This window comes from Acidovorax sp. ACV01 (genome assembly GCF_014851495.1).
GTDB lineage: Bacteria > Pseudomonadota > Gammaproteobacteria > Burkholderiales > Burkholderiaceae_C > Acidovorax > Acidovorax radicis.
In genome coordinates this window covers 131,173-153,437 of record NZ_JACUZT010000009.1, presented here as the reverse complement: position 1 = coordinate 153,437, position 22,265 = coordinate 131,173, and the positions used below count along the sequence as shown (strand labels likewise).

Sequence of the window (22,265 nt, the reverse complement as noted above, 5' to 3'; positions counted from 1 at the left end):
CCTGATAGAGGTTTTTGCTATAAGTAATATAGCTTCTAGCGCTTATTTAATAAGCGCTAGAGCCATTTTTCCAATATTTTCTGATTGCCAGATCAGCCCAGATCGCCAAAGTCCCACTGGGCGCACAGCGCGTCAAAGCGATCAGCGTCCAGGGCGCTCAGGAACAGGCCCGGCTCTGCAAGCGCCCCCTCGGAATGCAAGTACCACACCATCGCCTGCGGCCCCACGGTGAAGATGCGCAGCCCCGCCACATCTACCACGGCCTGCGCCTGCATGGCGTGGAGCAGCGCTGCCAGGTCCCCATGCGTTGAGAGCCCATGGCACGTGCGCATGCCGCAGAACGGATAGCCGCCCTGTGCCATCTGGTAGTAGGCGACGGTGTGCAAAAACGCCTCCAGGCCCACGGCTTCCTCGAACCAGTCCGGGGAATCCAGGTCGGTGGTCTGCCACACCCGCTGCCGGGCATCGGTGGCCCACCAGCACACGCCCTGGTTTTCTTCCAGAAACAGCAGCTTGTCGCCCAGGCACTCCCAGTCTTGCGGCGGCGCAAACCGCTGAAAACCGGCCATCAAATCGGCACGCCTGCCCACGGCGGCGTAGTAAGCGTGCAGGGCAGGGGGCACTGGGCCACCCAGGCGATGGCTTGCGGCGGCCAGTTCATCTTCCGGCAGCCCGTCTTCGGGGCTGACAGGGCGGCCCAGCAGCCAGGCCAGGGTGTCTGAAAGGGGCGGGGTGGTGAGGGCAGTCATGGGTTTCGGTTCAAGGGGCCGCCACGCGCGGCAGGTGCAGGCCGGATGTTCGGGTGGCGATTGATGCAGGTCAAGGAAGGGCGTGCTGCGGCTTGGGGTAACGCGGGGTGCAAAGCTACCATCCCCCGACGGGCCCAAGTGCCCACAAGGATGGACAATGAGCAAGCAATGGAAGATCGCTGCGGCTTTGGCCGTGGTGCTGCTGGGAGGAGGGCTGCTGCTGCGCTGGGCGCCCTGGCAGGCCAAAGGGCCAGGCCCCGGCTTCGTGAGCGGCAACGGCCGCATCGAGGCGACCGAGATCGCCGTGGCCACCAAGCTCGCCGGGCGGGTGCTGGAGGTTCTGGTGGCCGAGGGCGACTTCGTGAAAGCCGGGCAACCCCTGGCCCGCATGCAGATCGACAGCCTGCAGGCCCAGCGTGAAGAGGCTGTGGCCCGGCTGCAGCAGGCGCAGCTGGCCATCAGCAGTGCCCAGGTGCAGGTGGCCCAGCGTGATAGTGACTACCAGGCCGCGCTGGCCGTGGTCGTGCAGCGCGAGAGCGACCTCGACACCGCCCGCCGCCGCCTGCCGCGCTCCGAGCAGCTGGCGCGCGAGGGCTTTTTCTCCAGCCAGTTGCTCGACGACGACCGCGCCAAGGTGCGCAGCCAGCAAGCCGCTGTGACCGCTGCAAAAGCCCAGGCGAAGGCCGCGCAGGCGGGCATCGGTGCGTCGCGCACGCAGGTGACCAGCGCCGAGGCCAATGTGCGCGCGCTGCAGGCCACGCTGGCCCGCATCGATGTGGAGCTGGCCGACAGCGAGCTCAAGGCGCCGCGCGATGGCCGCGTCCAGTTCCGCGTGGTGCAGCCCGGCGAGGTGGTGGGTGCGGGTGCGCGCGTGCTGCAGCTGGTGGACCTGAGCGACGTGTACATGACCTTCTTTTTGCCCGAAACCGTGGCGGGCCGCGTGGCGCTGGGCAGCGAGGTGCGCATCGTGCTCGACGCCGCGCCGGGCTTTGTGATCCCGGCCACCGTCTCATTTGTGGCCAGCACCGCGCAGTTCACGCCCAAGACGGTGGAGACCGCCAGCGAGCGCCAAAAGCTCATGTTCCGCGTGCGCGCGCAGATCGACAAGGCGCTGCTGCTGCGCCACCAGGAGCAGGTCAAGACCGGCCTGCCCGGAGTGGCTTGGCTGCGGGTGGACCCTGCGGTGGAGTGGCCCGCCAATCTTGCCGTCAAGGCCGACCGGTGAATCTCCCCGGCAGCGTGGCACCCGTGGCCCGCCTGCGTGGCGTGGGCCAGCGCTACGGGCGGACTGTGGCGCTCGATGGGATTGACTTGGAAGTGGCCGCAGGCCGCATGGTGGGCCTGATCGGGCCGGACGGCGTGGGCAAGTCCAGCCTGCTGGCGCTGGTGGCGGGCGCACGCGCTGTGCAGCAGGGCACTGTGGAGGTGCTGGGCGGCGACATGGCCAAAAGCCGCCACCGCAGCCGCGTGTGCCCCCGCATCGCCTACATGCCGCAGGGCCTGGGCAAGAACCTGTACCCCACGCTCTCGGTGGAAGAGAACCTGCAGTTCTTTGGCCGCCTGTTTGGGCATGACGCGGCCGAGCGGCGCCGCCGCATTGATGAACTCACGCGCAGCACCGGCCTGCACCCGTTCCTGGCGCGGCCTGCGGGCAAGCTCTCGGGGGGCATGAAGCAAAAGCTGGCGCTGTGCTGCGCGCTCATCCACGACCCGGACCTGCTGATCCTGGACGAACCCACCACCGGCGTGGATCCGCTGGCGCGCGCACAGTTCTGGGACCTGATCGGCCGCATCCGCGCCGCGCGGCCCGGCATGAGCGTGATCGTGGCCACGGCCTACATGGAAGAGGCCCAGCGTTTTGAATGGCTGGTGGCCATGGACGAAGGGCGCATTCTGGCCACGGGTACGCCTGCCGAGCTGATGGCCCGCACCGGGCACGATTCGCTGGAGCAGGCCTTTGTGGCCCTGCTGCCCGAGGCCAAGCGCCGGGGCCACCAGGCGGTGCAGATTCCGCCGCTGGACCGGTCGCAGGCCCACGATGCCGCCAACGTCGCCATCGAGGCGCGCGACCTGACCATGCGTTTTGGCGACTTTGTGGCGGTGGACCACGTGAGCTTTCGCATCCAGCGCGGCGAGATCTTTGGCTTTCTGGGCAGCAACGGCTGCGGCAAATCCACCACCATGAAGATGCTCACCGGCCTGCTGCCCGCCAGCGACGGACAGGCCTGGCTGTTTGGCCAGCCGGTGGACCCCAAGGACATCGCCACGCGGCGGCGCGTGGGCTACATGTCGCAGGCGTTTTCGCTGTACAGCGAACTCTCGGTGGAGCAGAACCTGGTGCTGCACGCCCGGCTGTTCCATGTGCCCGAGGCCGAGGTGCCTGCGCGCGTGACGGCCATGCTGGAGCGCTTTGACCTGCAGGCCGCCCGCAGCGCACTGCCCATGAAGCTGCCACTGGGCATGCGCCAACGCCTGTCGCTGGCCGTGGCCATGGTGCACCAACCCGAGCTGCTGATCCTGGACGAGCCCACCTCGGGCGTGGACCCCATGGCGCGCGACCACTTCTGGCGCCTGATGGTGGAGCTGGCGCGGCGCGACAAGGTCACCATCTTCATCTCCACCCACTTCATGAACGAGGCCGAGCGCTGCGACCGCATCTCGCTGATGCACGCGGGGCGTGTGCTGGAGAGTGCCGCGCCGCAGGAGATTGTTGCCAAGCGCGGTGCTGCCATGCTGGAGGAAGCCTTCATCGGCTACCTGGAGGATGCCGCGGGCACGGCCCAGGCCCCTGTACCCGTGGAGGCTTCGGACCACACCACGCTATCGGCTGTACCCACACCCAACGCCTCCACCTGGCCCACTCGTTTGCGCCAGAGCTTGGCCCGCATCCACAGCACCCAGTGGCGCGAATCTCTGGAGCTGCGCCGCGACCCGGTGCGTGGCGCCATGGCGCTGCTGGGCTCGCTGATCCTGATGTTCGTGATGGGCTACGGCATCAGCATGGACGTGGAGAACCTGCGCTTTGCCGTGCTGGACCGCGACCAGACCGCGTTGAGCCGCGCCTACACGCTGAACCTCGCGGGCTCGCGCTACTTTACCGAGGAGCCGCCGATTGCCACCTACGCCGAGCTGGATGCGCGCATGCGCTCCGCCGAGATATCGCTGGCGCTGGAGATACCGCCCGGCTTTGCGCGCGACGTGGCACGCGGCCAGCCGGTGCAGATCGGTGCCTGGGTGGACGGGGCCATGCCCCAGCGCGCCGAAACCGTCATCGGCTACGCCCAGGGCCTGCACCAGCAATGGCTGGTGGAGCAAAGCCGCAGCCGCACGGGCGTGGTGCCCCGGGGCCTGCTGGAGGTGGAGCCGCGCTACCGCTACAACCCCGACGTGCGCAGCCTGCCGTCCATGGTGCCCGCCGTGATCCCGCTGCTGTTGCTCATGCTGCCCGCCATGCTCACGGCCCTGGCCGTGGTGCGCGAGAAGGAGCTGGGCTCCATCATCAACCTGTATGTCACGCCCACCACGCGCACCGAATTCATGCTGGGCAAGCAGCTGCCCTATGTGCTGCTGGCGCTGTTCAACTTTGGCCTGATGTGCCTGGCGGCGGTGACGGTGTTTGGGGTGCCCATCACCGGCAGCTTTGCCACGCTGACGCTGGGCGCCGTGCTGTTCAGCCTGTGTTCCACGGGCATGGGCCTTTTGGCCTCCACCGTCACGCGCAGCCAGATCGCGGCGATGTTCTTTGCCATGGTGGGCACCATCATTCCTGCCGTGCAGTTTGCGGGGCTCATCAACCCGGTGTCGTCCATGACGGGCTTTGCGCGCTGGGTGGGCGAGGTCTACCCAGCCAGCCACATGTTCACCATCAGCCGGGGCGTGTTCAACAAGGCGCTGGGCCTGCAGGATTTGCAGGCCGAGTTCTGGCCCATGCTGGTGGCAGTGCCGGTCATCGTCGGCACCGCCATCGCTTTGCTGAAGAAGCAGGAGACCTGACATGGCGCTGCGTGGCCGCTGGTCGAACATCTTCAGGCTGGGCATCAAGGAGCTATGGAGCCTGTGGCGCGATCCAGCCATGCTGTTCCTCATCGTCTACACCACCACGCTGGCGGTGTACTCGGCGGGCATGGCGCAGCCCGAGACGCTGTACCACGTGCCCATTGCCATCGTGGACGAGGACGACTCGGCCTTGTCCCAGCGCATCGCCACCGCGTTCTACGCGCCCCAGTTCACCCGCCCCGCGATGATCAGCATGCGCGAGGTGGACCCGGGCCTGGACGCCGGCCGCTTCACGCTGGTGCTGCACATCCCCACGCATTTCCAGCGCGACGTGCTGGCGGGCCGGGTGCCGCAGGTGCAGCTCAACATCGACGCCACGCGCATGGGGCAGGCGTTTGCGGCCAATGGGGCGGTGCAGCAGATCGTGCAGCTGGAGGTGGCCGAGTTCGTGCAGCGCGACCGCGCCGTGGCCGCCCAGCCCATCGAACTGACGGTGCGTTCGCGCTTCAACCCGGCGCTGAACCCCGCGTGGTTTGGCTCGCTGATGGAGCTGATCAACATCGTGACCATGCTCTCCATCATCCTCACCGGCGCCGCGCTGATACGCGAGCGCGAGCATGGCACGGTGGAGCATTTGCTGGTGATGCCCGTCACCCCCGGCGAGATCATGCTGGCCAAGGTCTGGGCCATGGCGCTGGTGGTGCTGGTCGCTACCTGGGTGTCGCTCACGGCGGTGATCCGGTGGGCGATTGGTGTGCCCATCGAGGGCTCGGTGCCGCTGTTTCTGCTGGGCGCCACGCTGCATCTGTTTGCCACCACGTCCATGGGCATCTTCATGGCCACGGTGGCGCGCAGCATGCCGCAGTTTGGCTTGCTGATGGTGCTGGTGATGATGCCGCTGCAGATGCTGTCCGGCGGTGTCACCCCGCGCGAGAGCATGCCGCTGTGGGTGCAGTACGGCATGGCGCTGGCGCCCACCACGCACTTCACCGAGCTGGCCCAGGCCATCCTCTACCGTGGCGCGGGCTGGGCGGTGGTGTGGCCATCGCTGGTGTGGCTGCTGGGGATTGGGGCGGTGCTGTTCAGCCTGGCGCTGGCGCGGTTTCGCAGGACGATTGCGCGCATGGCGTGAACGCTTGAAATGCTATTGAATGTGTAGCTGTTTGCGCTTGATACATAAGCGTGAGAGGCTAATTTGACGTGAAATTTACGCTGCCGGGCCGCCCAGGCAGGTTCAGCTGCGCCACGGGCGCTGGGCTGCTGGCCACCCGTTGGCCGCGCCGCCACACACCCAGGCGCGTGGCGCGCAGGCGGATGGCGTCCACCGGGTTGCACGCATGCAGCAGCACCAGGTCGGCATGGCAGCCGGGGGCGATACCGTAGCCCTCCAGCCCCAGCAGCTTGGCGGGATTCACCGTCACCGCATCAAAACACTGCCGCATCGCGGCCTGGCTGGTCATCTGGCCCACATGCAGGCCCATGTGCGCGGCCTCCAGCATGTCGGCGCTGCCGCCGCTGTACCAGGGGTCCAGCACGCAGTCGTGGCCAAACGCCACCGTCAGGCCCGCAGCCATCAGCTCGGGCACACGGGTCATGCCCCGGCGCTTGGGGTAGGTGTCGTGGCGGCCTTGCAGCGTGATGTTGATGAGCGGGTTGGCCACCACGCCCAGGTCGGCCTCGGCCATCAGCGGGATGAGCTTGCTCACGTAGTAGTTGTCCATGCTGTGCATGGAGGTGAGGTGCGAGCCCGTCACCCGGCCGTGCAGGCCCAGGCGCTGGGTTTCATACGCTAGGGTTTCCACATGGCGTGAATGCGGGTCGTCGGATTCGTCGCAATGCATGTCCACGCGCTTGCCGTGTTCGGCAGCCAGTTCGCACAGGATCTTCACGCTCTCGGCCCCCTGCGCCATGGTGCGTTCGAAGTGCGGAATGCCGCCCACCACGTCCACGCCCATATCGAGCGCACGTTTCAGGTTGGCTAGCCCCCCCCGCGCACGCAGCACACCGTCTTGTGGGAAGGCCACGAGCTGCAAATCCAGGTACGGCGCCACGCGCTGCTTCACGTCCAGCAGCGCCTGCACCGGCAGCAGGCTGGGGTGGCTGGTGTCCACGTGCGACCGTATAGCCAGCAGCCCGCGCGCCACGGCCATGTCGCAATAGCGCAGGGCGCGCTCTACGATGGCCTCGTGCGTCAGCGTCGGCTTGAGCTCGCCCCACAGCGCAATGCCTTCGAGCAGAGTGCCACTTTCGTTCACGCGCGGCTGGCCGTAGCTCAGGGTCGAATCCATGTGGAAATGCGCGTCCACAAACGGCGGGCTCACCAGCAGACCGCCCGCATCCACCGCCTCGTGCGCGGGGGCTTGCAGGCCCTCGGTCACCTCGGCGATGCGGCCGTCCTGCACGGCAATCGACATGTTCTGGCGGCCGTCGGACAGGGTGGCGTGGGTGATGAGCAGGTCAAGCATGGCGGGTGGGGTCGTTGCTGTCGGGTTTATTCAAGACAAAGGCGGGCTGCATGCCTAAGCTGTGGCTTTCGCTGGAGGCATCCAGCCATTTCAACGCATTTTTTGCAAAGGCAGTTTTCATGCAATTTGGCTACACCATTCTCTACGTCGAAGACGTTCCGAAAACCATCGCTTTCTACGAACAGGCCTTCGGCTTTGCGCGCCGTTTTTTGCACGATGCAGGCGATTTTGGCGAGCTGGACACGGGAGCCACTTCGCTGGCTTTTGCTTCCTTGCGGCTGATGGTGGAGCTGGGCAAGAACCCCCAGCGCGCGTCGGCCGATGCCCCCAGCTTTGAGATCGCCTTCACCACCGCCGATGTAGCTGCCGCCTTGCAGCGTGCGGTGGACGCTGGTGCTCGGCTGGTACAGGCCCCCGAGCAGATGCCCTGGGGCCAGACCGTGGCCTATGTGGCGGACATCAATGGCGCACTGGTGGAGCTGTGCACGCCCATGGGGGCACCCGCCGCCTGAATGACGCGTCCAACGCATCAGCGCCTCTGGCTGGTGCGAAAGCGCAGCTCGCCCGGCTTGTGCCCGGCATCGATGGTGATGCGAAACACGCTGTTGTCGTGCCCTGATTCCGCCCGCGCGGTAAAGCGGATGCCCTGGCGTGTTGGCTGGCAGTTCATCTGGCTCAGCGTGATTTCGGCATGGTCGTTGTTGATGGCATCAAAGCCTTCGGTATGTACCTCCGAGGCGCTGTCACTGCTGTCGCGCACGATCCATTGCAGGTACAGAAAAGACTGCGCATGGCGCGTGGCGTGCACGATGCGGTACATGCCACCGCCTTCGCCAGCTTGCACGGACGCGGGCCATTGGCCGCAGACCTTGATCCAGTCCACATCGGGCGCAGTGGCGAAGGATTGATACGGCAGATCCATGCCCAGCGCGTGGGCCTGGCCGGCACAGGCCAGCAGCGCACCCACCAGCCAGCGCGCGACCGGGTTGAGTGCGCGCTTCATCGCTCCCCCTTGCGGTAGGGCTTCATCAGTGCCTGAGGATACGCGGCCCTGCGCGCCACCAGCACCAGCGCCAGGATGGACAGCCCGTACGGCAGCATCAGATACACCTGGTACGGCAGCCACGCATCGCCCGCCTGCTGCAGCCGCAACTGCAGCGCATCGCAGAAGGCAAAGAGCAAGGCACCCAGCAGCGCCTTGCCCGGCCGCCACGAGGCGAACACCACCAGCGCCACGCAGATCCAGCCGCGCCCGTTCACCATGTTGAAGAAAAACGCGTTGAACGCCGACAGCGTGAGGAAGGCGCCCGCCACGCCCATCAGTGCGGAGCCGGCCACGATGGCCCCGGTGCGCGTGGCCGCCACCGGAATGCCCTGGCCCTCGGCCGCCTGCGGGTTCTCGCCCACCATGCGCACCGCCAGGCCCAGCGGGGTGCGCATCAGCACCCAGGCCAGCAGCGGCACCAGCACCAGCGCCAGCAGCGTGAGCGGCGTTTGCGCCGACAAAATGGGTATGCCCAGCCACTCCATCGGCGCAAACGGCTCGATGGTGGGCGGCGTGTTGACCTTCGGGAAGCTCACCCGGTACCCGTAGTACGACAGTGCCGTGGCCAGCAGCGTGATGCCTAGGCCTGATACATGCTGCGACAGCGCCAGGCCCACCGTCAGCCACGCATGCAGCAGCCCGAACGCCGCACCCGTGAGCGCCGCCACCAGTACCCCTGCCCACAGGCCGTGCCCGGCATACACCGTGAGCCAGCCGGTGAACGCCCCCGCCACCATGATCCCCTCTATGCCCAGGTTCAGCACCCCCGCGCGCTCGCACAGCAGCACCCCCAGCGTGCCCAGGATGAGCGGTGTGGCCACGCGCAGGGTGGCGATCCAGAAGGCCGGGTTGGCGAGGATATCGAGCAACTCGGTCATGCGGTGGCGCTCCAGGCTGTCACTATCAAATTAATAGCTGCTAGCGCTTGATAGACAAGCGGCAGAGGCATTTTTTGTTTGAATTTTGGGTGCATGGCGGGTTCACTTCCAGCGCACCCGGTACTGCGTGAGCAGCCCCGCCACCAGCACCGCGATCAGCGACGTGGCCACGATCACGTCCGCAATGTAGGTCGGCACACCCACCGCGCGGCTCATGCTGTCGGCCCCCACCAGCACGCCGGCCACGAACACGCCCGCCGCCACCACCCCCAGCGGGTGCAGCCCCGCCAGCATGGCAATCACGATGCCGCTGTACCCGTAGCCCGGCGACATGTCGAGCGTCACATAGCCCGTGCGGCCCGCCACCTCGATGGCCCCCGCCAGCCCCGCCAGGCCACCCGACAGCAGCGCCACCAGCACCACGGTGCGCGTGATGGGCACGCCCGCAAACGCCGCAGCCCGCGCATTGGCGCCCGCCGCGCGAATGTCGAACCCTGGCACCGTGCGCGCCAGCAGCGCCCACAGCATCACCGCCAGCGACACGGCCCACAGCAGCCCCGTGTGCAGCCGCGTCTGCGGCACCAGGCGGGACAGCTCCAGCTCGCCCTGCAGCGCCACGCTCTGCGGCCAGCCCATCGAGAGCGGGTCTTTCATCGGGCCGTCGAGCAGCGCCGACACCAGCAGCAGCATGATGAAGTTGAGCAGCAGCGTGGTGACCACCTCGTCCACCCCCAGCCGCGCCTTCATCAGCGCCGGGCCCAGCAGCAGCAGCGCCCCGGCCAGCGCAGCTGCCAGCATCATCAGCGGGAAGAGCAGCCAGGGCGACCATTCCAGCCCCGTGCCGCCGTGCATCCCACCCACCGCCACGGCGGCCAGCGCGCCCGCGTACAACTGCCCCTCGGCCCCGATGTTGAACAACCGCGCCCGAAAGGCCACGGCGGCTGCCAGCCCCGTCAGGATCAGCGGCGTGGCGCGCGTGAGCGTTTCGGTCAGCGCAAACACCGAACCGAAGGCGCCCTGCAGCAGCAGCGCATAGGTCTGCCCCACCGGCGCCCCGGCCCACATCACCAGCAGGCCGCTGATGAGCAGCGTGAAAACCACGGCGCCCACCGGTGCCAGCACATAGGCTGCGGGGGAGGTGTGATTGCGTTTTTCGAGTCGCATGATGATTTTGTTCTTGTACGTTGGGTCAGTGCATGGCGCCTGCCATCGCCAGCCCAACCGCCTCGCGCGTCCAAGCCTCCGCAGGCCGCGCCTCGCTCAGCTGTCCATCGTGCATCACCGCCACGCGGTCGCCCAGGGCCAATACTTCATCGAGGTCATCCGAAATCAGCAGCACGGCCGCGCCGCCGTCGCGCGCGTTGATGAGCTGCTGCTGCACAAACATCACGGCACCGATATCCAGCCCCCAGGTGGGCTGGTGCGCGACGATGAGTTGGGGCGCAGGAGCACTGTGGCCCGCCTCATCCTCAGGCGGCAGCAGTGCCCGGCCAAGGATGAGCTTTTGCATGTTGCCGCCCGAAAGCGACCGGGCTGGCGTGTCGAGCCCGCCGCCACGCACATCAAAGGTCTCGGCCACGTGCTGCGCGTGTTGTCGGGCTGCACGGCGCTTGACCCAGAAGGCCTTGAACCATGGGTGCGCAAACCAGTGGCTGCGCAGGCGTTCCGACACGGCGTTTTCCCACACCGGCAAATCGCCCACCACGCCCACAGCGTGCCGGTCTTCAGGGATGCGGGCCACGCCCTGGTTCACCAACCACGCGGGCCGGGCTTGCAAGGGCGCGCCGCGCAGCGTGGCCTGGCCCGCAGTGGCGGCGCGCACGCCACACAGCACATCGGCCAGCGCGACCTGGCCATTGCCGCTGACGCCCGCGATGGCCACGATTTCGCCTGCGTGGAGGGTGAGCGACACGTTCTGCAACCGGTCACGGCCGGTGGGTGCGGTGCTCACGTTGTGCAGGCTGCAGACGGCAGCACCCACCACCCGGGCCGGGCGCCGCGCAGGGGCTTCGATGGCATGGCCCACCATCCACTGCGCCAGTTGCCCTTGGGTGATGCCCTGCGCGGGCGCCTCGGCCACCAGCTTGCCCTGGCGCAGCACGGCCACGCGGTGCGACACGCGCAGCACTTCGCCCAGCTTGTGGCTGATGAAGATGATGGACAGGCCCTGCGCCACCATCTGCGCCAGGGTGTCGAACAAGGCCTCGCTCTCCTGCGGAGTGAGCACCGCCGTGGGTTCGTCGAGGATGAGGATGCGCGCGCCCCGGTACAGCGCTTTCAGGATTTCGACCCGCTGGCGCTCGCCCACCGAGAGGCCGCCCACGCGGGCATCGGCATCCACGGGCAAACCAAACTGCTGCGCCACGGCCAGCAGCTTGGCCCGCGCGCTGCTGCGGCGCGAGAACGGCTGCCACAGCGGCTCGGTACCCAGCAGCACGTTGTCCAGCACCGTCAGGTTGTCGGCCAGGGTGAAGTGCTGGTGCACCATGCCAATGCCCGCCGCCAGCGCTGCGCGCGGCTGGCCGGGCGGCAGGGGTTGGCCGAAGACTTCGATGTGTCCTTCGTCGGCTACGTAGTGCCCGAACAGGATGGACATCAGCGTGGACTTGCCTGCGCCGTTCTCACCCAGCAGGGCCAGCACCTCGCCACGCGCCAGGGTCAAGCTGATGCCGTCGTTGGCGACCAGCTTGCCGAAGCGTTTGGTGATGTTTGTGAGGCGCAGGACGGGTGCCATGTCAGTCCTCCACGGTGCCGCGCGCTAACTGCAGTTGGCTGTCGCGCCCTCTCCCCTCGCGGGAGAGGGCGGGGGAGAGGGGGCGCGGCTTACGCATCAAGCACAGCGCCGGTTTCCAGCTTCCCCTTCTACCCAACCCCTTCCTCACGAGGGGGAAGGGGCTCAGGGCGCGCAGCGAACAGTGCGGTTGAAGTGAACTCACTTCCAGGCCGCCAGAAACGCCTGCAGCACCTTCGCCGAATTGGCAGCTGCCAGGCCCATGAAGGTGCCCATTTCATTCTCGCCGTCACCACCACCCGCCAGGTCACTCAGCGAGCGAAAGGCGATGTACGGCACGCCATTGCTGTGCGCCACCATGGCGGTAGCGGCGGTTTCCATGTCGAGCACGTTGGCCTCGAAGGTCTTGAACGCGTATTCGCGGAAGGCCTTGTTGTCCACAAATGCCTGGCCCGACACGCCGCTGCCGCCCACCACGAGTTGCGGGCGTTGCTTCAGGCAGGTGCTCGCCAGGCAATGCTCCAGGCCTACGTTCTGAAGGCTGCGTGCGGTGGCCAGCATCTTCGGGTCGGCTTCAAACCAGAACTGTTTGGTGATGCCGGGCTTGGCTGCCGACCGCACCTCGACGGGGCGCGGGTGCATCATGCCGAAGGCGGGCATCGTCAGCTCGCTTTTCATCCACGCGGGGGCGCTGTACTGCCCGGGCTTGTCTTCACGCGCCATCAGCCATTCCATGTACTGGCCCCACTGCGCGGGCACGGTCACGTCGCCAATGTGCAGGCTGGGGTTCACGCCACCGGCGATGCCGGAAAAGACAATGTGGCTCACATGGAAGCGGTCCAGCACCAGCTGTGTGTTCATGGCCGCGTTGGTCATGCTGATGCCCGAGAGGAACACGACAACGGGCTTGCCTTCGAGCGTGCCGGTGGTGAACTCCACGCCGTTGACGCTGTGCTTGGCGGGTTGTTGCACCTTGGGCAGCAGCACCGTCAGTTCGGGCGCAAAGGCCGAGATGACGGCGATGCGCGGTGTGTCATCCAGCCGAACGGCTGTTTTGCCAGGCGAGGTGGCGGCACAGCCCGCGACCACTGCGGCCAGGGCCAGGGCGCCCAGCAGGCGGGTGCACCGGGTTGTCAGAGTAGGCTTGGTGGTACGGGGCGTGTGCATGATGTGGTGCCTTGTGGTTCAGACAGAAGGGTGTGAGGAGATACAAGCAAACAGGCCACCGCGTTGCAGGGGTGGCCTTTGGAACAGGTTCTTAGACACGAAGCGGGCAGTGCGCCCGCGATGGTGCGGTGTTTACTTGGCCGTGGACTTGGGCTGGCTGTCATCCACCTTCACGGTGAACTTGCCCGCCAGGATGTCAGATTCCTTGGCCTTGACCTTGGCGACGATGTCGGCGGGGATCTTCTTCTCGAACGTGCCCAGCGGAGCGAGTTCCGAGCCCTTGTGCTTCATCATCGAATACGGGCCGTAGTCTTCGGGGGTGAACTTGCCTTCCTTGACCAGCTTGAGCGCACGGTCGATGCTGGGCTCCATGTGCCACAGGGCCGAGGCGACGACGGTGTCGGGGTACTTGTCCTGCGTATTGATCACGTTGCCAATGGCGAGCTTGCCCTTTTCCTTGGCCGCATCGCTCACGCCAAAACGTTCGGCATAGAGCACATCGGCGCCCTTGTCGATCATGGCAAAGGTGGCTTCTTTGGCCTTGGGTGGGTCAAACCAGCTGTTGATGAAGGTGATGGTGAACTCGACCTTGGGGTTGGTCTCCTTGGCGCCGGCCATGAAGGCGTGCATCAGGCGGTTGACCTCAGGAATGGGGAAGCCGCCCACCATGCCGATCTTGTTCGTCTTGGTCATGCCGCCCGCGATCATGCCGCTGAGGTAAGCAGGCTCCTGGATGTAGTTGTCGAACACGCTGAAGTTGGGTGCCTGCGGCTTGCCCGAGGAGCCCAGAAGGAATGATGTCTTGGGGAAATCCTTGGCTACCTTGCGGGCGGCGGCTTCCACCGCAAAGGCCTCGCCCACGATGAGCTGGTTGCCGCCCGTGGCGTACTCGCGCATCACACGTTCGTAGTCGGCGTTGCTGACGTTTTCGCTGGCCTTGTATTCGATCTCGCCGCGTGCTTCGGCCGCCTTGAGCGCCTTGTGAATGCGGCTGACCCATTGCTGCTCGAAGGGCACCGTATAGATCGCCGCGACCTTGATCTTGGACTGCGCTGTGGCCAAAGAGGGTGCCATCGCCATGGCGGCAGACAAGGCCATGGAGGTGCAGAGCAGGCGTCCGGTGAAGATGCGGCGAGTGGTCATGGTGGGGGTCCTTCAGGCAATCGAATGAGGAGGAGAGGTCCGGTCCTCATGCAATTTGTGCGCCAGTCGTGCGCAGCGCCAGGGGAGCGGGCCGCAGGCAAGTCTGCCAGAGGAAAGCCACCAAGTGGTAAAAAAATCGCGGTGCTGCGGTTGTCTCCATCAAAAAAAAGCCACCACAGCGCCCAAAGGCACGATGGTGGCTGGGGCATGCAACAGTGCCATGCGCTTATTTGGTGCCAAAAATCCGGTCCCCCGCATCCCCCAGGCCCGGCAGGATATAGCCGTGGTCGTTGAGCTCGCGGTCGATGGCGGCGGTGAAGATCGGTACGTCGGGGTGGGCCTTTTGCAACGTGGCAATGCCCTCGGGCGCGGCAAGCAGGCAGACGAACTTGATGGAGCGGGGGTTGAGCTTCTTCAAGCGGTCCACGCAGGCGGCGGCCGAGTTGCCGGTGGCCAGCATGGGGTCTACCACGATGATGTCGCGCTCGTCCATTTCGGACGGCATCTTGAAGTAGTACTCCACGGGCTGCAGCGTGGCCGGGTCGCGGTACAGGCCGATGTGGCCGACGCGGGCGCCGGGCACCACGTTGAGCATGCCGTCCAGAAAGCCGTTGCCCGCGCGCAGGATGGAGACCAGCACCAGCTTCTTGCCGTCGATGACCTTGCCGGTCATGGTCTCCAGCGGGGTTTCGATCTCGAAGTCCTGCAGCGGCATGTCGCGCGTCACTTCGTAAGCCATCAGGGTCGAGAGCTCGCCCAGCAGGCGGCGAAAGCTGTTGGTGCTGGCGTCCTTTCGGCGCATCAGCGTGAGCTTGTGCTGCACGAGGGGGTGGGTGATGACGGTGACATTGCTTTGGGGTGCGGTGCTCATGGCGCGGCCTCTGGTCTACGGGATGAATGAAGGGTGTTGGCCGTATTTTGACCTCCCTTTTTCCCCGGTCCGTAGAAACAGGCCTTGAGGCCTCGGGGAGCTGTGGAGCTGGCTTTGCCAGGCCACCGGTGTCGCCCCCTTGAGGGGAGGGGGCCGCAGGGGCCTCGGAAAGTATTCCAGGGCCCGTTTCCCTGTCTATTCCTGTGCGAAGGGAGCCCCGACCGTGCCACTTGCTGTTGCACTCCCATGGCCATGTGGTGGGCCGGACGGCGTTACTGGCGCGGCGCTCTCGGTGCATGGTGCTTGCGCACACCCTCGCGGATGTCGAGGGTGTGCGTTCTGGGGCGTGCGTTAGGAGTAATGCAGCGTCATGGGGCGCACTGGGCCCACCAGCAGGCAATGTTTTCGCGGTAGGGCTGAACGGCAACCCATTTGGGGTTGCTGGCTGCGTTGTCAAACGCAGCTTCGCGCAGGCCCCATGCGCCGTCGGAGCCGGGCTTGTAGACGTTGTTGAAGTAGGTGAAGACCTGCCCTGGCGCGGTGCCGTTGGCATTGGTCCACGCGCCCATCAAGTCGCGGTACACATCGCCCATGCGTGCGTCGCGGTTGGCGTTGGTAAACAGCTGAGTGACGGCTGCGTTGGCCGTGGTGACCACGGCAAGGTGTTGTCCCCCTTCGTAGGCGAACAGGGGTTTTTTGAAATTCTTGTCGGAGACGATCGCCTTTTGTCCGTTGATCCAGCTGGTCACCTGGTCGATGGCGCCATGCGGGATTTCGGGGGACTTGAGCGGGGTGTCGGCAATGGAGTTGCCATTTGCGTCTTTGGCGCGCAGTTCCTTGAAGAGGGTGCTGAGTCCGCCGTCGGATTCATGCGTCCATGTCTCCACGGCCGCAATGTGCTCACGGTCGCCCAGATAGCCGCCCACATAGGGGGCCACGGCCACAGCGTCGATGGCGCTGGCACAGCCGCCTGCAATGTGCCCGTGTTTCACGGCCAGGGGGCAGCGCAGCAGGGGCAGGTCGGGGTCTATCACGGAGATCTGCTGATTGACCACGCATTGCACGCGGGACGACTGCGCACCAAACTCCTGCTTGATGATCTGGCACAGCTGGCTGGAGCGCAGTGCGTAGTAGTTGATGACGCGGTCGTGCACGCTGCCTTCACCGTTGAATTTTTCGCTGCCCTGACCCGCGAGCCACTGGTAGTTTTGCGAGAAGCCGTAGCCGTTGTTCCACGGTTCATTGCCGTATTCCACTATGAATTTGGCGGCCGGGTTGAGGCTCTGCTTCACGAGCTGGGCCAGGCGCCGCGCATAGTCGTCGCTGGCGTGGAAGGGGATGTTGAGCCAGGCATCGGCTTGCAGGGTATTGGCCAGGTTCACGGCCATGCCCACAGGAACGCCGTAGTCGGTGTTCCAGGTGTAGTGGGCTTTGAGTGGCCGCGTTTCCCACGTCGCAAGAGGGGAGCTGTTGGTCTTGAACCAGTCCATGAAACGCAAGGCACGGTAGCCGCTGAGGTCGCCCAGGAAATTGGGAAACCATATTTGGGTCTGCGACAGCTCCACCAGTGATTTGTAGCTTGTGCCCACGCAGGCACTGCTGTCCGCAACCCATTTGAATCGGTTGTTTCCACAGATTCCTCCCGGTGCGAGGATGCGGATGTTGCGCAGATGGTTGCCGGGGGTGACCTTGGAGATGTTGATGAACAGGTTTTCACTCAGCCCGGCGTCGTCCAGCATGTTGAAGGTGGCGTGGCCTGGTTCCACCTTCTTGAAGTCTCTGGCCGAAGCACCTGCAATGTAGAAGTCGCCCTCTCCTTCGTAGTAGACATGATAGATACCTGTCAGGCGGGACTTGGCGCTGTTGTTGTCCAGGATGGCGGAGCTGACACTGGCGTAGCCCGCCTCGTCGGGGTTGGCTGGCAGGCTTTGTACCCAGCCGTTGGCATCCAGGTCAAGGCGCTCATAGGGAGCAGAGCCCCATGCGCCGGTCTTGCTGGTAGGGCTCCACTTTTGCATGCGCTTGGCCAGGTCGATGGTGGGCATGTCGCTGCTGTCGGAGGTGAATGCCACCAGATTGATGGCTGCGCCACCAGCGTGGCGTGTTCGCACCAGGGACGTATCCAGCGGGGCAAGGCCGTTGCCATCGTCGTCGCCAATGGTGCTGGCGTGGATGGTTTTGGTGGTGGACTGCGTGGTGCTGGTACTGGTGGAGCCACCGCCGCAGCCTTGCAGCAGACTCGCGAGAAGGATGCCCCACAGGGCGTGATGTGTGAGTTTCATGGAATGAATGGGTTCATTGAATGATGGATAGGTGAGGGGGTGTGTGGTTTGGTGTCGTCGTGGTGGCTGGTCTCCTCCCTGGCTTGCATTTGTATTTTTCTTGGTGGGGAAGCGGCTTAAGGTGCTCGGTGGCGATCAAAAAAGCGCACGTAACCTTCGTAGACGAGGTCGGGACGGTCGTGGTAGCGAGAGTCAGCGTCGTAGCTGCAGGCGTTGGACTGGGCTTGCGTGTAGGCCTTGCATAGCGCAGGGCCAAAGTCGGGGTAGTGCAGGGCGTCTTGCTGCTGCATCTGAGCCAGGGTGAGCTGCTGGCCTACCACGGGGCTGTCATAGCGCAGATGCACAGCTGGGGCATTGCGGGTGACGTCGCGCACAGCGCTGCCGTAGCGGTCGGCGTTGGGGTTCTTGCGGTTGAACGCGCGCAGAAAGTCGTCGCGTGCGGGTTCGACGAGAAACCACTGCGCGAAGTCGTTGCCGTCGTAACTCGTTTGCGCGTTGACCCCAAACACTGCGCGCACGCGGGGGGAGGTGAGGGGCGGTTGCAAGGCCGTCCATACACCCAGCGTGCCGCGTGACTGGCCCACCAGGAAGATGTTGCGTGGGTCGACTTGCAGCGCCGATGCATGGGCCACGAGGTAGTTCAAGGCCTGGGCAATATCGGTGTGGGGGACAGGGCTGTTGGGTTGCGTGGGTGCGTTGACTACGGGATGGCGGAACTCCAAGGACGCAAATGCGTAGCCCCCGAGCAGCGCTGGTTTTAGCAGCGTGTCCCGCAGGGTGGCATCAAGTGCCTTTGTGCGGCCGTTGGGGTGGGCCCACACGATGAGCGGCGCGGTTGTCGCTGCGGCCGAGCCGGTTGCGGGGTAGAAATCCAGGTTTTGCTGCAGCGCTGCGCCGTCCAGGGTGGGCTCGCTCCAACCCACGTCGCCCCAGCACAGGGTGTTATGGTCTTTGTCGGGGCTGAGCGTGCGTGTTGCTGGGGCGGTGGGGGTGCACCCTGGGGGGGCTTCTGTCTGTGCTTGCGTATGAGCGAGGGGGGCGGCCGCGGTGGCAAAGCTGCCGTCATTGTCAGCGCCACCGCACGCGGCCAGGCCGAGTGTGAGGGTGGAGGCGATCAGGCGGCACAGTGTGGTTGCACGCAGGTCGCGGGCGGTTGGTGGGGGCATGGCGGACTCCGTGATGACTCGGTGGGTCGCGCCATTTCACGTGGGGAGCCGCTGAAGGAGTGTTGCCGCTCGGTAATGCTGTGGCTAAAGATTGTGTCTAACTGTTGTGCGCGCAGGTCGTCTCGCTGAAGTTTTCCCTGTGTTGCTGCAGCATCAATTCGCGTGCCTCCCCGGGAAAAATGGCCCGCGTGGCCTTTTCGAGGGGCGAAAGGCTGCGATGGATTGACTGGGCCGCTTGTCAGGCCGACCACACCGCAAGGAGGCACCGCATGCTTCTTTGGAGGGTGATGATGTGGGGATAATCCAACAAATCAATCCCTGCGAAAGCTGCGGCAAAAAAGGGGGCATCGTCTGGCCCCTTGGACGGCAAAGCAGCGGACAAAAACAGGAGGGGCAGGCCCTAATCTGCCAGAAACCGCGCATAGCGCGCCAGATCGACATTGCCCCCGCTGATGAGGATGCCCACGCGTTCGCCGTGCAGCAGTTTGCCGCCGTTGTCCGCGCCCGAGAAGGCCTGCGCACCCGCATAGGCCAGGGCGCCGGTGGGCTCCACCACGATCTTCATGCGCTCGGCAAAGAAGCGCAGGGATTGCATGAGCTGTTCGTCGCTCACGCTGATGATGTCTTCGGCATGGTCGCGGATGATGGGGTAGGTGAGTTCGCCCAGGGCTTGGGTCTGCGCGCCGTCGGCAATGGTGTGGGGCGTGGGGATGCGGACGATGTGCCCGGCGCGCAGCGACTGCTGGGCGTCGTTGCCGGTTTCGGGCTCGACGCCCACCACGCGGCACTGGGGCGCCAGGGCCTGCGCGGCCAGCAGGCTGCCGGCCAGCAGGCCGCCGCCGCCCACGCAGACGAACAGGTAGTCCAGGTCGGGCACTTCTTCAAACAGTTCCTTGGCAGCGGTGCCTTGGCCTGCAATGACGTGCGGGTGGTCGAACGGCGGTACCAGCGTCATGCCGCGCTCCAGCGCCAAGTGGCGGCTGATGGCTTCGCGGTCTTCGGTGTAGCGGTCGTAGGTGACGACCTGGGCACCATAGGCCCGTGTGGCCGCCATCTTGGAGGCGGGCGCGTCTGCGGGCATGACGATGACGGCGGGCATGTCCAGCATCCGGGCGGACAGTGCAATGGCCTGTGCATGGTTGCCGGCCGAGAAGGCCAGCACGCCGCGCTCGCGCTGTTCGTCGGTGAATTGGGCCAGGGTGTTGAAGGCCCCGCGAAACTTGAAGGCGCCAGTGCGCTGCAGGTTCTCGCATTTGAAGAACAGTTGCGCGCCGAGCAGTTCGTCGGCGGTGGTGGAGCGCAGCACCGGCGTGTGGTGCGCCATGCCCTTGAGCCGGTACGCGGCGGCGGCCACGTCGTCGTAGGTAGGCGGGGTCACACTGGGCAGTGTCATGGCGGCATCCTCCATCAGGGCGAAAGCGGGGCGGCGATGGCCCACCCCTGGGCGGCTACATGATAGCCCGTCAGCATGGAGTTTTGAGTAAAAATGGACGCCAGCGCTTGTCCTGAAAGCGTGGGTAGCTATGAGTTTTGATGGTTTGGCGCGCGCGCATCAGCGCAGGTGCCCTGCCATGCCCAGGCCCGCCTCGCGGGCCGAGCCCTTAGAACGTGTTCACGATCTCCCAGGAGTCGCGCAGCGGCCTTGGCGAGATGGGATGCTAGGCGCGGTGCGCAGCCAATAGCTTGGCTATTGGCAAGCGCCGTAACGCCGCAGACCGCCCGCCAAGACCGCTGCCCGAAGGGTTGGAGCGAAATCGGGCGATTGGACGCCCCGGCTGCTTGCATGGGCATGAGCCCATGCGGCGCATCCGAAGCATCCACTCATCCCGATTGCGCTCCAACGCGACCCCTGCGAGATCGTGAACACGTTCTTAGCCCAGCTCGCTGAACCGCTGCAGCGGCGTGAGTGCCGGGAAGTCGCCTGCGCGCTTTTGTTTCATGGCCGTGACGGACTCGCGCACATGCTGGTTGCTCCAGATGGCGCCCTGCAGCCAGCCCATCTGGCGCAGGCTGTCTTCCACCGAATGGTCGCGCGCGTAGTTCACGGCCTGTTTGGTGCCCCAGATGGCCACGGGCGGCTTGCTGGCGATCTCTTGTGCGCATTGCAAGGCAGCGGCGAGCATCGCTTCTTGGGTCTCGAACACTTCGTTGACCAGACCGTAGCCCAGGGCCTTGGCTGCGCTCAGGCGGCGGCCGGTGTAGGCCAGCTCTTTCACCACGCCCAGCGGGATGAGCTTGGGCAGGCGCTGCAGCGTGCCTACGTCGGCCACCATGCCGATGTTGATCTCTTGGATGCAGAAGAAGGCGTCGGCCGTGGCGTAGCGCACGCAGGCCGCCGTGACCATGTCCACCGCGCCGCCGATGCAGCCGCCCTGGATGGCCATGATGACGGGGATGCGCAGGCTCTCGATGCGGCTGAAGGTGGCCTGCATGTCGGTCAGCAGGTCAAAGATGGCGGCCCGGCCCTCGGGGCTCTGGTCGTCCATGGTGATGGCGCCGCCGAAGGTCTCCAGCGCCATGCCCGCGCTGAAGTGCTTGCCGGTGCTGCTGATAACCAGCGCCCGCGCCTTGCCCGATTGGTTCAGCTGGGCCAGCACCTCGTCCAGCTCGCGCCAGAAGGTGGGGTGCATGGTGTTCATGGCCTCGGGGCGGTTCAGCACCAGGTGGGCGACATGGTGGGTGATGCTGAGGATGAAGCAGGTGGGGGTGGTGTTCATGGGCTGCCACTGTAGACCCGCTGGCCCACCCGGGGTCGTCGCCTGGGTGACTTTGGGTGTTTTTGGCCGCTTGCGCTTGTCTGGTAAGCGCTTCAAGCTATAAAAAAAAGAGTAACTTCCGGGGTCGCCGTGGCTACGCGGTGTTCAGCCGGAGCGGATGTCGTTCAATCGCCGCCGCCCCCACCGCAGCCGCCGCCATCGCCCCCTCCATCTCCGCCGCCGTCGCCACCACCGCCATCCGAACTCTCGGCACCGCCGAAGTCGCCCGAGCTGCCGCTGTAGCTGCCGTCCGAGAAGCTGGTGCCGCAGTAGCTGTCGCCACCGCTACCACCCGCGTCGCTCTTGCGGGCGATGTCGGAGCAGTCGGGCACGTAGGTGAAGCCGCCCGCAATGGCGAACTTGGCATCCAGTGCAAACAGCAGGGGCAGGCGGCTGGGGGCCTTGGGGTCGATCGACTCCTCCTTGCACACCCAGTACCAGCAGCGACGCAGGCCGTCGTTGTGCCGCGCCTTTTTGCCCAGCGCCTCGGCCGGGGTGTGGTGCAAGAAGAAACCCAGGGCGTTGTGGCACCAGGCTTTGTAGGCCTGGGTGTGCAGGATGAACTCATGCCACAGCACATCGACCGCCTTGGAGGGCATGGCCACAAACTGCTTGTTGCCGCGCAGGCAGGCCATGAAGAACTGGCGCAGGCCGCGTTCGACCAGCTCGCAATCGCGCGTGCTCAGGTGCGGGTAGGTTTCACGCAGCTTGCGCTGCAGAAAGCGGGGCAGGGGGGCTTCGCGGATGGTGCGCTGGCGCACCGCGTTGGTCCACTGGATCACCAGGGCCGTGACGACGACCGTGGCAAAAAAATACAGGATCCAGGGCCAGCGCAAGCGCCAGGCACCCGCAAAGATCCCGACGATGGCGGCCACCCACACGCCAATCGCCAGCAGCACAACCTTGCTTCCCCACCACAGCAGAATGTTTTCGATGCGTTTCATCGTCCCTCCTTTTGTTGTTATGTGGCGATTTCACGGCAGTAACGTGACTGATTGATGACACTTTGGACGGTG

At 65.5% G+C, this 22,265-nt stretch carries 19 protein-coding genes; 4 read left to right on the top strand and 15 right to left on the bottom strand.

The features are described 5' to 3' along the window. Nucleotides 1-92: 92 nt before the first annotated feature. Nucleotides 93-749: a hypothetical protein gene (locus IB243_RS23080; protein WP_192429544.1), complete on the bottom strand. Its 657-nt coding sequence runs from the start codon at nt 747-749 to the stop codon at nt 93-95. A gap of 157 nt (nt 750-906) precedes the next feature. Here IB243_RS23080 and IB243_RS23075 point away from each other — a divergent pair, with 157 nt between their 5' ends. Genes IB243_RS23075 through IB243_RS23065 form a run of 3 tightly spaced genes read left to right on the top strand, consistent with a single transcriptional unit; the run spans nt 907 to nt 5,877 of the window. Next, the gene (locus tag IB243_RS23075) at nt 907-1,974 is read left to right on the top strand and encodes an HlyD family secretion protein (protein WP_192429543.1); all 1,068 of its coding nucleotides are present in this window, start codon (nt 907-909) and stop codon (nt 1,972-1,974) included. Continuing rightward, on the top strand, nt 1,971-4,742 hold the full coding sequence (rbbA, locus tag IB243_RS23070; protein ID WP_192429542.1) for a ribosome-associated ATPase/putative transporter RbbA: 2,772 nt from the start codon (nt 1,971-1,973) through the stop codon (nt 4,740-4,742). The genes IB243_RS23075 and rbbA overlap by 4 nt, the downstream gene beginning before the upstream one ends. Before the next feature lies 1 nt (nt 4,743). Then, nucleotides 4,744-5,877 (top strand): ABC transporter permease, encoded by a 1,134-nt coding sequence (locus IB243_RS23065; RefSeq protein ID WP_192429541.1) that lies wholly within the window; start codon nt 4,744-4,746, stop codon nt 5,875-5,877. Nucleotides 5,878-5,935: 58 nt separating this feature from the next. Here the strand turns inward: IB243_RS23065 and IB243_RS23060 are convergent, their stop codons facing one another. Both IB243_RS23060 and IB243_RS27315 read right to left on the bottom strand, forming a co-directional pair. Next, nucleotides 5,936-7,210, bottom strand: coding sequence for an amidohydrolase family protein (locus tag IB243_RS23060; RefSeq protein WP_192429540.1), 1,275 nt, complete (start codon nt 7,208-7,210; stop codon nt 5,936-5,938). Then, nucleotides 7,203-7,331 carry a hypothetical protein gene (locus IB243_RS27315; RefSeq protein ID WP_255509300.1) on the bottom strand — a complete coding sequence of 43 codons (129 nt, stop codon included), beginning with the start codon at nt 7,329-7,331 and terminating at the stop codon, nt 7,203-7,205. Before IB243_RS27315 ends, IB243_RS23060 begins: the two co-directional genes overlap by 8 nt. Between IB243_RS27315 and IB243_RS23055 the strand changes: the two genes are divergently transcribed. Then, the gene (locus IB243_RS23055; RefSeq protein ID WP_192429539.1) at nt 7,330-7,722 is read left to right on the top strand and encodes a VOC family protein; all 393 of its coding nucleotides are present in this window, start codon (nt 7,330-7,332) and stop codon (nt 7,720-7,722) included. The two genes, IB243_RS27315 and IB243_RS23055, sit on opposite strands and share 2 nt — an antisense overlap. Before the next feature lie 17 nt (nt 7,723-7,739). Here the strand turns inward: IB243_RS23055 and IB243_RS23050 are convergent, their stop codons facing one another. From IB243_RS23050 to IB243_RS22995, 12 genes are all read right to left on the bottom strand, one after another. Next, nucleotides 7,740-8,213, bottom strand: coding sequence for a hypothetical protein (locus tag IB243_RS23050; RefSeq protein WP_192429538.1), 474 nt, complete (start codon nt 8,211-8,213; stop codon nt 7,740-7,742). After that, a complete protein-coding gene (locus tag IB243_RS23045) occupies nt 8,210-9,133 on the bottom strand; it encodes an ABC transporter permease (protein WP_192429537.1) in 924 nt (307 codons plus the stop codon). Before IB243_RS23045 ends, IB243_RS23050 begins: the two co-directional genes overlap by 4 nt. A 102-nt stretch (nt 9,134-9,235) precedes the next feature. Next, nucleotides 9,236-10,297 (bottom strand): ABC transporter permease, encoded by a 1,062-nt coding sequence (locus IB243_RS23040; protein WP_192429536.1) that lies wholly within the window; start codon nt 10,295-10,297, stop codon nt 9,236-9,238. Nucleotides 10,298-10,322: 25 nt separating this feature from the next. Next, nucleotides 10,323-11,867 carry an ABC transporter ATP-binding protein gene (locus IB243_RS23035; RefSeq protein WP_192429535.1) on the bottom strand — a complete coding sequence of 515 codons (1,545 nt, stop codon included), beginning with the start codon at nt 11,865-11,867 and terminating at the stop codon, nt 10,323-10,325. A 198-nt stretch (nt 11,868-12,065) separates the two neighbouring features. Then, nucleotides 12,066-13,031, bottom strand: coding sequence for a 5'-methylthioadenosine/S-adenosylhomocysteine nucleosidase (locus tag IB243_RS23030; protein ID WP_010458725.1), 966 nt, complete (start codon nt 13,029-13,031; stop codon nt 12,066-12,068). Nucleotides 13,032-13,163: 132 nt separating this feature from the next. After that, entirely contained in the window at nt 13,164-14,174 is a 1,011-nt protein-coding gene (locus IB243_RS23025; RefSeq protein ID WP_192429534.1) for a BMP family protein, read from the bottom strand. 226 nt (nt 14,175-14,400) lie between these two features. Next, nucleotides 14,401-15,045 carry a uracil phosphoribosyltransferase gene (gene upp / locus IB243_RS23020; RefSeq protein WP_192429533.1) on the bottom strand — a complete coding sequence of 215 codons (645 nt, stop codon included), beginning with the start codon at nt 15,043-15,045 and terminating at the stop codon, nt 14,401-14,403. Between the two features lie 368 nt (nt 15,046-15,413). Beyond that, nucleotides 15,414-17,327 (bottom strand): hypothetical protein, encoded by a 1,914-nt coding sequence (locus IB243_RS23015; protein WP_192429532.1) that lies wholly within the window; start codon nt 17,325-17,327, stop codon nt 15,414-15,416. Between the two features lie 116 nt (nt 17,328-17,443). Beyond that, nucleotides 17,444-18,493, bottom strand: a complete 1,050-nt coding sequence (locus IB243_RS23010) for a hypothetical protein (RefSeq protein ID WP_192429531.1) — start codon at nt 18,491-18,493, stop codon at nt 17,444-17,446. A gap of 400 nt (nt 18,494-18,893) precedes the next feature. Next, on the bottom strand, nt 18,894-19,886 hold the full coding sequence (locus IB243_RS23005; RefSeq protein ID WP_192429530.1) for a threo-3-hydroxy-L-aspartate ammonia-lyase: 993 nt from the start codon (nt 19,884-19,886) through the stop codon (nt 18,894-18,896). Between the two features lie 478 nt (nt 19,887-20,364). Beyond that, complete coding sequence (locus IB243_RS23000; protein ID WP_192429529.1) at nt 20,365-21,210, bottom strand: enoyl-CoA hydratase-related protein; 846 nt, start codon at nt 21,208-21,210, stop codon at nt 20,365-20,367. A gap of 164 nt (nt 21,211-21,374) precedes the next feature. Further along, nucleotides 21,375-22,193, bottom strand: a complete 819-nt coding sequence (locus IB243_RS22995) for a hypothetical protein (protein WP_192429528.1) — start codon at nt 22,191-22,193, stop codon at nt 21,375-21,377. Between the last annotated feature and the right edge of the window lie 72 nt (nt 22,194-22,265).